Raw genomic sequence first — 12784 nt, forward strand, 5'->3', positions numbered from 1 at the left:
CAAGGCGGAAGTCCCGCTCCATCACCCGAGTGACGGAGCGGGACTCCCAGTGCCGAAGACGGCCGGCGGTGACTAGTCGCCGTTGCCCGGGGTGGGCGTCGTCTTCTGGATCTGCATCAGGAACTCGCCGTTCGACTTGGTCTGCTTCATCTTGTCGAGGAGCAGCTCGATCGCCTGCTGCTGGTCGAGGGCGTGCAGCACCCGGCGGAGCTTCCAGGTGACGGCCAGCTCCTCGTTGCCGAGCAGGATCTCCTCCTTGCGGGTGCCGGACGCGTCGACGTCCACCGCGGGGAAGATGCGCTTGTCGGCGAGCTTCCGGTCGAGCTTCAGCTCGGCGTTGCCGGTGCCCTTGAACTCCTCGAAGATGACCTCGTCCATGCGGGACCCGGTGTCCACCAGCGCGGTGGCGAGGATGGTCAGCGAGCCGCCGTCCTCGATGTTGCGGGCCGCACCGAAGAAGCGCTTCGGCGGGTACAGGGCGGTCGAGTCGACACCACCGGACAGGATGCGGCCGGAGGCCGGGGCGGCGAGGTTGTACGCACGGCCCAGGCGGGTGATCGAGTCGAGCAGCACGACGACGTCGTGACCCAGCTCCACCAGGCGCTTGGCGCGCTCGATGGCCAGCTCGGCGACCGTCGTGTGGTCCTCGGCCGGACGGTCGAAGGTCGAGGAGATGACCTCGCCCTTCACCGACCGCTGCATGTCGGTGACCTCTTCCGGACGCTCGTCGACGAGGACGACCATCAGGTGGCACTCGGGGTTGTTGTGCGTGATCGCGTTGGCGATCGCCTGCATGATCATGGTCTTGCCGGTCTTCGGCGGGGCCACGATCAGACCGCGCTGCCCCTTACCGATGGGCGCGACCAGGTCGATGATGCGGGTGGTGAGGACACCGGGGTCCGTCTCCAGGCGGAGGCGGTCCTGCGGGTACAGCGGCGTCAGCTTGTTGAACTCCGGCCGCCCGCGGCCGTGTTCGGGCGCCATGCCGTTGACCGAGTCCAGGCGCACCAGCGCGTTGAACTTCTCGCGGCGCTCGCCCTCCTTGGGCTGGCGCACGGCACCGGTGAGGTGGTCGCCCTTGCGCAGGCCGTTCTTGCGGACCTGGGCGAGGGAGACGTACACATCGTTGGGTCCGGGCAGGTAGCCGGAGGTCCGGATGAACGCGTAGTTGTCGAGGATGTCGAGGATGCCGGCGACCGGGATGAGGACGTCGTCCTCGTTGATCTGCGGCTCCTGGATCTCGTCGCGTCCGCGACGGCCCCGGCGGTCGCGGTAGCGTCCGCGACGGCCCCGGCGGCCGCCCTCGAAATCGTCGTCGTCCTGCTGCTGCTGGCGGTCCTGGCGGCCGCCGCCCTGCTGACGCTGCTGGCCACCGCCCTGGCCCTGCTGGTCGTCGCCCTTGTTGCGGCGGTCGCGCCCGCGGTCACCGCGGTCGCCACGGTCACCGCGCTCACCGCGGTCGCCACGGTCACGGCGGTCGCGGCGGCGGCCCTCGCCGCCGTCGCCGTCGGAGCGGCCGTCGCCCTGGCCCTGCGACTGCTGGGCCGAGTCGCCCTTCGGCTCGCGGGTCTCGACGGCGACCGTCTCGGCGGACGGGCTGCCCGCGTCGGCGGTGGCGCGGCGACGACGGCGCTCGGAGGGGGCGTCGTCACCGGCGGCACCGGACTGGTCGGCGGCGGGCGAGACCTTGGACGGCTGACCGGGGATGTCGATCTGCTGCTGGTCGGCGGTCGCCTTGTCCGCCTTCTTCTCGGCCTTGCCGGCCTTCTCCGCCTTCTCGGCGGGGGCCTCGTCGCCCGTACGGGCCCGGGAGGTGCTGCGGCGCTTCGGCTTGGTCTCGCCGGCGGCGTCCGCGGCGGGCGCGGCCTTGGCGGGGGCACCCCCGGCGGCCTGCGCCTCCTTGATGACCTCGATCAGCTGGCTCTTGCGCATACGCGCGGTGCCCCTGATGCCGAGGCCGGATGCGACCTGTTGCAGCTCGGCCAGCACCATGCCCTCGAGGCCGGTACCGCGGCGCCGCCGGGAGCCGGCACCGCTGGCAGGCGCGGAGGCGTCCGTGGCGGGCGCGGCAGCGGTCTCCTCGACACGTGCGCCCATCAGATCGGTGGTGTCGCTCACGAAGGGTCCTTCCCTGGAGCGGACGTCGGCCTGTCTGGCTCGGCGACCGGTTGTGCTGTCCGGCTTCGGTCCTTGCTGTGCGAACCGTGCCGGGGCGGTGGTCCGCCTGAACGGCGGAAGAGATATCTGGTGATGGCGCGCCCCCTGGCCGTGGCACCCAATGTCTGTGACACGCGGCCTGGTCGCACCGGTTCCGAAGCGTGCCCGGCGGGTCGCTCAGTGTCCGTGTCGGTCGTACTGTTCACGTACGACATCCACCACACAGTGCGACTTGGGGGGCTCCCGGAAGGATGTCTGTCCCGGACGGGGACACGAGGCACCTCGCCATGGTGGGGTCGGGTGCAGACTTGAGGTTAACACTACCGGATCCAACAAACATTCCCCCTCTCGAAATCCGGCAACCCTCCGCGTCTAGATGTCACCGGGGGTTGCCAGAGGCAGCACGCTCGCGCCCTGCTGGTCCAGGCTCAGCCGGTTGGCCGCCCAGTCCGTCCCGGCCAACGCCTCGACCTTGTCGGCCGTGTCGGCGTCGGCGAGGGCCATCACGGTGGGTCCGGCACCCGAGATCACCGCGGGGATGCCGTCGCCGCGCAGCCGTTCCACCAGCGCCGCGCTCTCCGGCATGGCCGGTGCGCGGTACTCCTGGTGGAGGCGGTCCTCGGTGGCCGGAAGCAGCAGCTCGGGGCGCCTGGTCAGGGCCTCGACGAGCAGCGCGGCGCGGCCGGCGTTGGTGGCGGCGTCGACGTGCGGGACATGGCGCGGGAGCAGTCCGCGCGCGGTCTCCGTCAGTACCGGCTTTCCGGGCACGAAAACCACCGGAACGATGGAATCGGCGGGCTCCATCCTGATCGCGCGGGCCGCGCCGGACTCCATCCAGGACAGGGTGAAGCCGCCCAGCAGACAGGCCGCCACGTTGTCGGGGTGGCCCTCGATCTCGGTGGCGAGGTCGAGCAGCGCGGCGTCGTCGAGGCGGGCCTCGCCGCCTATGGTCACCGCGCGCGCGGCGACGATGCCGGCGCAGATGGCGGCGGAGGAGGAGCCGAGGCCGCGGCCGTGCGGGATGCGGTTGGCGCAGACGATCTCCAGGCCGCGGGGCTGGCCGCCCAGGAGGTCGAAGGCGGTGCGCAGGGAGCGGATGAGGAGGTGCTTCTCGTCGCGCGGCAGCGTCTCGCTGCCCTCACCGGCGATGTCGATGTGCAGCCCGGAGTCGGCCACCCGGACGACCACGTCGTCGTACAACCCCAGCGCGAGACCGAGGGCGTCGAAGCCCGGGCCGAGGTTGGCGCTGGTTGCGGGGACGCGCACCCTGACGGCGGCGGCGCGGAACGCTGGACCGGCCATCTCTCGATGACTCTCCTTGAGCTGCGTGGTTTGTCGAATGACGTTCGATCCGGCATCCGATGACGTACGGAACCTTCGGTGGCCGCCACTGCCGGCGCGGCTGGGCGGCATATGCGGCAGGCGGGTTCGGGTACAGCCTATCGAAGGAAGGTTCCGTGGCGACATAGGGCGCACAGGAGGCGCACGATGCGTGTCGCAAGCCCCCTGTGCACCCCCCGTAAGTGGCTTTCCCGGCCGGACGTCGCTTACGCCCTCGTACGCCGGTGGGAGTGGCGTCGCCGGCTCAGACCAGGCCGAGCCGCTCGGCCGCCGTCGCCGCGTCGACCGGGACGGTGACCGGCTGCGGGGCGCCGGCGACGGCCCAGTCCGGGTCCTTGAGGCCGTTACCGGTGACGGTGCACACGATCCGCTGCCCGGGGTCCACCTTGCCCAGTTCGGCGGCCTTCAGCAGACCGGCGACCGACGCGGCGGACGCGGGCTCCACGAAGACGCCCTCCTGGGAGGCCAACAGCCGGTAGGCGCGCAGGATCTCACGGTCCGTCACCTCGTCGATGGCGCCGCCGGACTCGTCCCGCGCGGCGATCGCGAGGTCCCACGAGGCCGGGTTGCCGATCCGGATGGCGGTGGCGATCGTCGACGGGTCCTTGACGACCTCGCCGCGCACGATCGGGGCGCTGCCGGAGGCCTGGAACCCCCACATGCGGGGCGTCCTGGTGCTGACCCCGTCGGCGGCGTACTCGCGGTACCCCTTCCAGTACGCGGTGATGTTGCCCGCGTTGCCGACCGGCAGGACGTGTATGTCCGGCGCGTCGCCGAGCATGTCCACGATCTCGAAGGCGGCCGTCTTCTGCCCCTCGATACGCACCGGGTTGACCGAATTGACCAGCGCCACCGGGTAGTTGTCGCTGAGCGCGCGGGCCAGCGTGAGGCAGTCGTCGAAGTTGCCGTCGACCTGGAGGATCTTCGCGCCGTGCACGAGGGCCTGGCCCATCTTGCCGAGCGCGATCTTGCCCTGCGGCACGAGCACGGCGGACACCATGCCCGCGCGCACGCCGTACGCGGCGGCACTGGCGGAGGTATTGCCGGTGGAGGCGCAGATGACGGCCTGCGCGCCCTCCTCCTTGGCCTTGCTGATGGCCATGGTCATGCCGCGGTCCTTGAAGGACCCCGTCGGGTTCGCCCCCTCGACCTTGAGGTGGACCTCGCAGCCCGTGCGCTCGGAGAGCACCTGTGCGGGCACGAGCGGCGTGCCGCCCTCGCGGAGCGTCACGACGGGCGTGCTGTCGGAGACGGGCAGCCGGTCCCGGTACTCCTCGATGATTCCGCGCCACTGGTGGGTCATTGCTGGTTACTCTCCTTCAACCCGCATGATGCTGGCGACACCCCGCACGGTGTCGAGCTTGCGCAGCGCCTCGACCGTACCGCCGAGGGCGGCGTCGGACGCACGGTGGGTGACGACGACGAGGGATGCCTCGCCGTCCTTGCCGGACTGCCGCACGGTGTCGATGGAGACACCGTGCTCCGCGAACACGGTCGCGACCTGGGCGAGCACGCCCGGTTTGTCGGCCACGTCGAGGCTGATGTGGTAACGCGTGACGACCTCGCCCATCGGCGAGACGGGCAGTGCGGCGTACGCGGACTCGCCGGGTCCGGTCGCGCCGCCCAGCCGGTTGCGGCAGACGGCGACGAGGTCGCCGAGTACGGCGGACGCGGTCGGCGAACCGCCGGCGCCGGGCCCGTAGAACATGAGCTGCCCCGCGGCGTCGGACTCCACGAAGACGGCGTTGTAGGCCTCGCGCACGTTGGCGAGCGGGTGGCTGAGCGGAATCATCGCGGGATGCACGCGCGCGGTGACCGAGCCCCCGTCCGCCGCCCGCTCGCAGATGGCGAGCAGCTTGATGGTGCAGCCCATCTCCTTGGCGGAGGCGAAGTCGGCGGCGGTGACCTCGGTCATGCCCTCGCGGTAGACGTCGTCGAGGCGCACGCGCGTGTGGAAGGCGATCCCGGCGAGGATGGCGGCCTTGGCGGCGGCGTCGAAGCCCTCGACGTCGGCGGTCGGGTCGGCCTCGGCGTACCCGAGGGCGGTGGCCTCGTCGAGCGCTTCCTGGTATCCGGCGCCCGTGGTGTCCATGGCGTCGAGGATGAAGTTGGTCGTCCCGTTGACGATGCCGAGCACCCGGTTGACCTTGTCGCCGGCGAGCGACTCGCGCAGCGGCCGGATCAGCGGGATGGCGCCGGCGACGGCGGCCTCGTAGTACAGGTCCTTGCCGTGCTCGTCGGCCGCGGCGTGCAGCGAGGCGCCGTCCTGGGCGATGAGCGCCTTGTTGGCGGAGACGACGGAGGCGCCGTGCTCGAAGGCGGTGGTGATGAGGGTCCGGGCGGGCTCGATGCCGCCGATGACCTCGACGACGACGTCGATGTCCCCGCGCTTGACGAGAGCGGTGGCGTCGGTGGTGACGAGGGCGGGGTCGATGCCCTCGCGCACCCGGTCCGGCCGCCGTACGGCCACGCCCGCGAGCTCCACCGGCGCCCCGATGCGGGCGGCGAGGTCGTCGGCGTGCGTCGTCATGATGCGCGCCACCTCTGAGCCGACCACACCACAGCCCAGCAGCGCCACCTTCAGCGGACGCGTACGCATCATCCGACCTCGTTTCCTCATACCGTCTACGGTTGGACCAGTCTCACGCACCGGACGGGATTTTCTGCCTTTCGTCCGGATCGTGAGACGTTTATTTCATTTTCCGACGGGCCCGGAACGAAAGATCTTCGCCCGCGCCCGTCTTCCCCTCCCCGGCCTCCCCCGACCCCGGCTCTCAGCCGACGTCGAGACGCAGCAGGTCCTCCTCGGTCTCGCGCCGCACGATGACCCGCGCCTCGCCGTCCCGCACCGCGACGACCGGCGGGCGCAGCACGTGGTTGTAGTTGCTGGCCATGGAGCGGCAGTACGCGCCCGTCGCCGGTACGGCGATCAGGTCGCCGGGGGCCAGGTCACCCGGCAGGAACGCGTCCTTCACCACGATGTCCCCGCTCTCGCAGTGCTTGCCGACGACGCGGGCCAGCATCGGCTCGGCGTCGGAGGTGCGGGAGGCGAGGGCGACGCTGTACTCGGCGTCGTAGAGCGCGGTCCGGATGTTGTCCGACATCCCGCCGTCCACGGAGACGTACGTCCGCAGCCCGTCGAGCGGCTTGACGGTGCCGACCTCGTAGAGCGTGAAGGCGGTCGGGCCCACGATGGCCCGCCCGGGCTCGACGGAGATCCGCGGCGTGCGCAGCCGCGCGTTCTCGCACTCCCGCGTCACGATCTCGGTCAGCGCCTTGGCGATCTCGTGCGGCTCACGGGGATCGTCGTCGCTCGTGTACGCGATCCCGAGCCCACCACCCAGGTCGATCTCCGGCAGCTCGACCCCGTGTTCGTCGCGGATGTCCTTGAGCAGCCCGACCACCCGGTGCGCGGCGACCTCGAACCCGGACATGTCGAAGATCTGCGACCCGATGTGGGAGTGGATCCCGATCAGCTCGATCCCGTCGAGCTGGAGCGCCCGCCGCACGGCCTCCGCGGCCTGCCCGCCGGCCAGCGGGATGCCGAACTTCTGGTCCTCGTGGGCGGTGGCGATGAACTCGTGGGTGTGCGCCTCGACGCCGACGGTGATACGGATCTGCACCCGCTGCCGCCTGCCCAGCGACTCGGCGGTGTGGGCAACGCGCACGATCTCCTGGAAGGAGTCGAGCACGATCCGCCCGACGCCCGCGGCGACGGCCCGCTCGATCTCCTCCGGCGACTTGTTGTTGCCGTGGAAGGCGATGCGCTCGGCGGGCATGCCCGCGGACAGCGCGGTGGCCAGCTCGCCGCCGGAGCACACGTCGAGATTGAGCCCCTCCTCGTCCAGCCACCGCACGACGGCGCGCGACAGGAAGGCCTTGCCGGCGTAGAAGACGTCGGCGCCGGTCCCGAAGGCGGTGCGCCAGGCCCGCGCCCGCTCCCGGAAGTCGGTCTCGTCGAGGATGTAGGCGGGGGTGCCGTACTCCTCGGCGAGCTGGGTGACGGCGATCCCCCCGACGGTGACGGCACCGTCCGCGTCCCGCCCGACGGTGTGGGCCCACACCTTGGGGTCGAGGGCGTTGAGATCGGCGGGCGGCACTGTGCTTGCTGCGGAGCGCCCCTCGGTGAGGACGTCGGCGTGACGGGGCCCGGCGGGGTGTGCGGAACGGCTCATTTCTTCGCTGACTCTCTCGCTGGCTTCACAGGTGGTCGGGTGCGTCGATACCGAGCAGGGTCAGGCCGCCGGCCAGCACCGTCCCGGCGGCTTCGGCGAGGGCGAGCCGGGCACGGTGGGCGGCCGAGGGTTTCTCCCCACCCCGCGGCAGCACGGTGGGCAGGAAGGGCAGCACGGCATCGGCGACGGTGACGAGGTGCCGGGCGAGGCGGTCGGGAGCGTGGTGGGCCGCGGCGGCGGCGAGTACGCGGGGGTGGTCGGCGAGCAGCGCGTGGATCTCGTTCGCGTCCTCCGTGGACCCCGGCTCGGCGGCGAAGCCGAGGTCGGCCGCGTTGCGCGCGAGGGCGCGGGTGCGGGCGTGGGCGTAGCGCACACGGAAGAGGGGGTTGCTCTCGCGCTGGACGAGGTGCTCGTCACCGATCCGGGGCCGGTCGTGGGCGGCGGGGTGGAGCAGCGCCCAGCGCCCGGCGTCCCGGCCGAGAGGGAGGGGGTCGCCGGGGGCGGGCACGGGCCTGACCTGGACGGCCGGCTCGTCGGGCGCGGGTCCCTCGGCATCGACACGTACGCCGAGGACCCCGGCCCATCCCGGCGCGGGCGGGGTCGCGCAGCTGACGCGGGCGAGGGCGCCCTGGGAACGCAGGATGCGGGCGGCGGCGTCGGCGACGACGAGGGCGCGGGGATGCTGGTCGCACTGCAACCGCACGCGCCGCCGTTCGCCCTCTTCGCCCTCGGGGTCGAAGTGGCCGTACCGTGGCCCGCGCCGCAGCACCTCGGCGACCAGCTCGGCCGGGGCGGCGCGGTGGAGGCTGATGTTGAGGAACCCGGGCCCGGTGAGGACGACGTCGGCGATGCCGTCGGCTCCTGTGAGACGCGCCCGCAGCACCTCGGCGACCTGGTACGGCGGCTGCCCGGCCGGCCGGGCCAGTTGCAGGGCGATACCGGTGGCGTAGTCACCGTACCCACCGGGCCCCGGCGGCCCCACCCGGACCCGCACGGGCACGTCCACGTCCAGCTCTCCGTCGTCGACAGCGCGACGCACCGCGCGCAGCACGGTACGGGAGAGCTCTACGGGGGTCACGGGTCAAGCGTATGGGAGGAGGGGGGTGGGGTGGCCAACCGGTTTCGGGGAGTCCCGGGATATGGACGGAAGGCGCCCGAGGGAGGCAGCGGGGGCGATCACGCTTGCGCGGAGGACTCACTCTCCCCCGCACGGGAGGACGAGGCGGCCCCGTCCCCACCCGCCACACCGACCCCGGTGACGGTCCGCTCGGCCAACTGCCGTACGAGTCTGACGAGCTCGGCCGGCTCGAAGGGCTTGGAGAGGAAGGCGTCGACCCCGGCGGCGAACCCCGCGTCGACCTCGTACCGCGTACAGGCGCTCACGATCGCGATCGGAAGCTCCTGGGTACGCGGATCGGCACGCAGCCGCGCGGCGGTCCGGAGCCCGTCCAGGCGGGGCATGACCACGTCCAGCGTGATCACGTCGGGCCGCACCTGATGGACGACATCCAGACACTCGACACCATCGCCCGCGGTCACGACCTCGAAGCCCTCCAGCTCGAGATTGACCCTGATCAGCTGCCGGATGACCTTGTTGTCGTCCACAACAAGAACCCGGCCAGACGCCCTAGGCACAACTCGAGAGTAGGTCCGGACCGGCCACCGCGTCCGGCTTTTCCCCACTTCCACCCCTGCGGGGGACAACGCCCCGCGCGCGTGCCCCCGACGGCCCCCACGACCCGCGAAAACCCGTTCATGACCACCCCGGGGGAGCTGGTAGTGTTCTACCCGTCGCCGCGAGCAACACCGAACGCGACGAACACGCCCCCGTAGCTCAGGGGATAGAGCAACGGCCTCCGGAGCCGTGTGCGCAGGTTCGAATCCTGCCGGGGGCACCTTGCATGAGGCGCCCAAAGACCCCGCCATCAGCGCTTCGCTGAGACGGGGTCTTCGCGTATGTGCGGGCCTGTGCCGCCCGGAGCGGCTGTATGTCGAGTGCCGGGGTGGGCTGGCCGCAGGGCCAGGGAACCGGAGGATCAGAACCTGGAAACGCCAAGGCCCCCGGACTGTGGTCCAGTGGCCGTCCTGCCGCAGGTTCGCGTGTCGGAGGTGTGCCGGGGTCAGGTCCCGCCGCCGGGCTCGTCCTCGCGCTGCCAGACCCGCGGCCAGTTACCAGAGGGGGGTGGCGGCCCTGCTATATCGAGATCACGTCGGGCAAGGGCGTAGAAGGCGTCACGCGCTCGGCTCACCTGCTTCACGGCTCTTGTCCATCCCGCATGATCGTCCTTCATACCGCGCGCGTACAGCTCAACGTTCCAAACCGCTTCGTGCCACGTACGTGCCGCCCCGATCGTTTCTGCGTCGCCGATCAGCAGCACGGATTCCCACTCGGCTGCACGCCGTACTTCATTCTCGGCAAGCTGCGTCATGCCCTGCTCGGGATCCAGGGGGTCCACTGCATGCGGAAACCCTCTTGCCGCACCCATGCGCTGTGCAACGCTCAGCTGCTGCTTCAAGGTGTTGGCGTAGGACGCATACGCATCCAGCCTCTTTTCATCCCACCGCTCAGCTTTGCCTCGTCGCCACCGGCTCCGCTCCGTCATGTTCGTCGCCACGTAGGAACTCGCGGCTCCAACGACGACACCCAGCAAAGCTGGCACCTGATCCCACAAAGTCAATTCCCCCTAGTCGACTCAACCAGCCGGAGACACGGTGCCGTATCCAGAGGGTTCCGGGCCAGTTGGCAGGCTGAGTTCAGACGCTTGCTGCGACCTGCTGCGAGTTGCCAGGGGCGATCCTCTGCCAGGCCTTCCTTCACTCCAGCATCCACCAGGAGCCCCACCTACTCTCGTGAGTAGGCTGAGCTCGGATACTCGACAGGTGCGGGTATGGACGACTGTGATGGCTGCGACCGTCCGTCGCACGGGGCGGGCCGGCCATGGGAGTTGGTCTTGGAGGCTAAGAGAACTGTGGACGTCCGTCCTCAGATCGGCGAGGCGCTGGTCAGGCGGCTGGTTGACAGTCAGTTTTCGCAGTGGGCAGGGATGGAGTTGAAGCTGCTCGAGCCCGCTGGGTCCGATCATGTGATCTACAGGTTGGGTGAGGAGTTGTCCGTTCGGCTGCCCCGTCACTCCGGGGCCATCGGGCAGGCCCGGAAGGAATTGCAGTGGCTGCCGCGGCTCGCCCCGCACCTTCCCCTGGCCGTCCCGGTGCCAGTGGGAGTGGGCGAACCCGACTTCGGTTATCCGTGGCCGTGGGCGGTGTCCCGCTGGCTGGACGGGGAAGTGGCGACCGTCGAGGCGCTGGGGGATTCCCCCGGAGCCGCAGTTGACCTGGCCCGGTTCCTCGTCGCCCTGCAAGGGGTAGCGCCCGAGGGCTACGCCGACGGAAACGCCAGGGACGCCCTCGCCGGCCGCCCGTTGTCCGACCGGGATCGCGCGACGCGGGTCGCCATCGCCGAGGTCGACGGCGTGTTCGACGCGACGGCGATGACGGAGCTGTGGAACGCGGCGCTGAGCGCGCCCGGATGGGACCGCTCTCCGGTGTGGTTCCACGGCGACTTCCACACCGGCAACCTGCTGGCTCGCGACGGCCGCCTCAGTGCCGTGATCGACTTCGGCGGGCTCGGCATCGGCGACCCGGCCTGCGACCTGATGATCGCCTTCACCCTGATGTCGGCGGACAGCCGAGCCGCATTCCGCGACGCGCTCGGCGTGGACGACGCCACCTGGATGCGGGGCCGCGGTTGGGCCCTCGCCACCGGCCTGAACGCCTACACCTACTACGCCGCCGTCAACCCCCGGGTCGCCGCGCAGACGACCCGGCAGATCACCCAAGCCCTCATCGGCTGACAAGCGCAGCAACAAGGGCGGTCTTTCAGCCCAGTTGCTCGGCCAGGCCGATGATGATGCCCTCCGGGCCGCGGACGTAGCAGAGGAGGTACGTGTCCTCGAAGTTGGCGATCTCGCCGAGGAGTTCGGCGCCGTGGGGGCGCAGGCGGGTGAGCGTGGACTTCAGGTCGTCGACGGCGTACATGACTCGGTGCGTGCCCAGGATGTTGTGGGGGCGGTCGCGGGGGGTGTCGGCTGTTGCCTTCGGGGTGCGGTACCTCGACAGTTCGAGGCGGCTGTGGCCGTCCGGGGTGCGGAGCATCGCGATGTCGCAGTGGACGCCGTCGAGTCCGGTGCACTGGTCGGCGACGGGACCCTCGATCTCCGTCCTGCCCTCCAGCTCCATGCCGAGTTCCACGAAGAACGCGATCGCGGCGTCCATGTCCTCCACGACGATGCCGATGTTGTCCATGCGCTGAATCGCCATGATCTCTGTTCTCCCTTTTCGGCCGTTGTCGTGCGGCCGGTGGTGGCGGTTACGTCCCTGGGACGGAGCCGCGGGCGCTGTCTCGACATCCGTGGACGCAGAGTCGGGGAAAGATTCACGCCGGGACGTATCGGGTCAGCACGATGCCGCTGCGGAACGTCTTCGTGTCGGCCAGTCGGAGGGTGGGGATCTCGAAGCCGTCGGGGAAGAGTCTGCGGCCCCTGCCCTGGACCACCGGGTAGACGAAGAGGCGGTACTCGTCCACGAGGCCGGCCTCGATCAGGGTGTGGGCCAGGCTGATGCTGCCGGTCAGGACGATGTCCTTGCCGCCCTGCTGTGCCTTGAGGGCGCGGACTTCCTCGACCGGGTCGCCCGTCAGTACCGTCGAGTGGTCCCACCTCGGGTCGGTGAGCGTGGTGGACACGACGTACTTCTGGACCTGGTTGAGGTACGCGGTGATGCCGGTGGGGTCGTCGGTCTGGTTCGGCCAGTAGCCGCGGAAGTCCTCGAACGTCCGGCGGCCCAGCAGCAGCGCGTCGGCGCGGCTGTCCTGCCGGTGGCTCTCCTCCATGACGTCGGCCATGTCGACCTCGCCCTGGGCCTGGGGATCGAACCAGTCGGTGAGCATCTCGATCGAGCCGTCGACGGTGATGTTCTCGGTGATCGCGAGTGTGCGCATGTCGGTCCTCCTGAGCGGGTGGCCACGGGCGAGTACGGGGTTCCGTCGCGTGACACTCTCCCAGGGCGGGCGTCGCATTTGTCCGACCACGGCCGACACCGACCGTGCCGCGCAG

11 protein-coding genes and 1 tRNA gene are annotated in these 12784 nt (G+C 70.7%); 2 read left to right on the forward strand and 10 right to left on the reverse strand.

The genetic code is table 11. The annotated features are described in order from the left end of the window. Positions 1 to 72: 72 nt before the first annotated feature. The 7 genes from rho to ACZ67M_RS12060 all read right to left on the reverse strand — a co-directional run bounded on the left by rho (position 73) and on the right by ACZ67M_RS12060 (position 9356). The gene (gene rho, locus ACZ67M_RS12030) at positions 73 to 2118 is read right to left on the reverse strand and encodes a transcription termination factor Rho (protein ID WP_469850772.1); all 2046 of its coding nucleotides are present in this window, start codon (positions 2116 to 2118) and stop codon (positions 73 to 75) included. A 411-nt stretch (positions 2119 to 2529) separates the two neighbouring features. Beyond that, on the reverse strand, positions 2530 to 3459 hold the full coding sequence (thrB, locus tag ACZ67M_RS12035; RefSeq protein WP_122616242.1) for a homoserine kinase: 930 nt from the start codon (positions 3457 to 3459) through the stop codon (positions 2530 to 2532). A gap of 283 nt (positions 3460 to 3742) precedes the next feature. Next, the gene (gene thrC / locus ACZ67M_RS12040) at positions 3743 to 4801 is read right to left on the reverse strand and encodes a threonine synthase (protein ID WP_361351604.1); all 1059 of its coding nucleotides are present in this window, start codon (positions 4799 to 4801) and stop codon (positions 3743 to 3745) included. Between the two features lie 6 nt (positions 4802 to 4807). Continuing rightward, on the reverse strand, positions 4808 to 6100 hold the full coding sequence (locus tag ACZ67M_RS12045; RefSeq protein ID WP_355834595.1) for a homoserine dehydrogenase: 1293 nt from the start codon (positions 6098 to 6100) through the stop codon (positions 4808 to 4810). A 172-nt stretch (positions 6101 to 6272) separates the two neighbouring features. Then, a complete protein-coding gene (lysA, locus tag ACZ67M_RS12050) occupies positions 6273 to 7673 on the reverse strand; it encodes a diaminopimelate decarboxylase (RefSeq protein ID WP_392010690.1) in 1401 nt (466 codons plus the stop codon). A gap of 25 nt (positions 7674 to 7698) precedes the next feature. Continuing rightward, a complete protein-coding gene (gene nrtL, locus ACZ67M_RS12055; protein ID WP_469850774.1) occupies positions 7699 to 8751 on the reverse strand; it encodes an ArgS-related anticodon-binding protein NrtL in 1053 nt (350 codons plus the stop codon). 98 nt (positions 8752 to 8849) lie between these two features. Continuing rightward, entirely contained in the window at positions 8850 to 9356 is a 507-nt protein-coding gene (locus tag ACZ67M_RS12060; protein WP_382803012.1) for a response regulator, read from the reverse strand. Between the two features lie 140 nt (positions 9357 to 9496). Between ACZ67M_RS12060 and ACZ67M_RS12065 the strand changes: the two genes are divergently transcribed. Continuing rightward, positions 9497 to 9568 (forward strand) — tRNA-Arg (locus tag ACZ67M_RS12065). A 225-nt stretch (positions 9569 to 9793) separates the two neighbouring features. Here ACZ67M_RS12065 and ACZ67M_RS12070 read toward each other — a convergent pair. Next, entirely contained in the window at positions 9794 to 10189 is a 396-nt protein-coding gene (locus tag ACZ67M_RS12070) for a hypothetical protein (RefSeq protein WP_469850776.1), read from the reverse strand. Between the two features lie 435 nt (positions 10190 to 10624). Between ACZ67M_RS12070 and ACZ67M_RS12075 the strand changes: the two genes are divergently transcribed. Then, on the forward strand, positions 10625 to 11524 hold the full coding sequence (locus ACZ67M_RS12075) for an aminoglycoside phosphotransferase family protein (RefSeq protein ID WP_469850778.1): 900 nt from the start codon (positions 10625 to 10627) through the stop codon (positions 11522 to 11524). 25 nt (positions 11525 to 11549) lie between these two features. Here the strand turns inward: ACZ67M_RS12075 and ACZ67M_RS12080 are convergent, their stop codons facing one another. Both ACZ67M_RS12080 and ACZ67M_RS12085 read right to left on the reverse strand, forming a co-directional pair. Next, on the reverse strand, positions 11550 to 11990 hold the full coding sequence (locus ACZ67M_RS12080) for a VOC family protein (RefSeq protein ID WP_392010682.1): 441 nt from the start codon (positions 11988 to 11990) through the stop codon (positions 11550 to 11552). Positions 11991 to 12105: 115 nt separating this feature from the next. After that, a complete protein-coding gene (locus ACZ67M_RS12085) occupies positions 12106 to 12669 on the reverse strand; it encodes a dihydrofolate reductase family protein (protein WP_469850780.1) in 564 nt (187 codons plus the stop codon). Positions 12670 to 12784: the final 115 nt, after the last annotated feature.

This window comes from Streptomyces sp. NPDC107500, from assembly GCF_055582785.1.

What these genes read in the sequence shown, in the direction of transcription:
- thrC (WP_361351604.1), bottom strand. Translation starts at nt 4,801, where the DNA reads ATGACCCACCAGTGGCGCGGAATCATCGAGGAGTACCGGGACCGGCTG.
- ACZ67M_RS12045 (WP_355834595.1), bottom strand. Translation starts at nt 6,100, where the DNA reads ATGATGCGTACGCGTCCGCTGAAGGTGGCGCTGCTGGGCTGTGGTGTG.
- ACZ67M_RS12080 (WP_392010682.1), bottom strand. Translation starts at nt 11,990, where the DNA reads ATGGCGATTCAGCGCATGGACAACATCGGCATCGTCGTGGAGGACATG.
- lysA (WP_392010690.1), bottom strand. Translation starts at nt 7,673, where the DNA reads ATGAGCCGTTCCGCACACCCCGCCGGGCCCCGTCACGCCGACGTCCTC.
- thrB (WP_122616242.1), bottom strand. Translation starts at nt 3,459, where the DNA reads ATGGCCGGTCCAGCGTTCCGCGCCGCCGCCGTCAGGGTGCGCGTCCCC.
- ACZ67M_RS12085 (WP_469850780.1), bottom strand. Translation starts at nt 12,669, where the DNA reads ATGCGCACACTCGCGATCACCGAGAACATCACCGTCGACGGCTCGATC.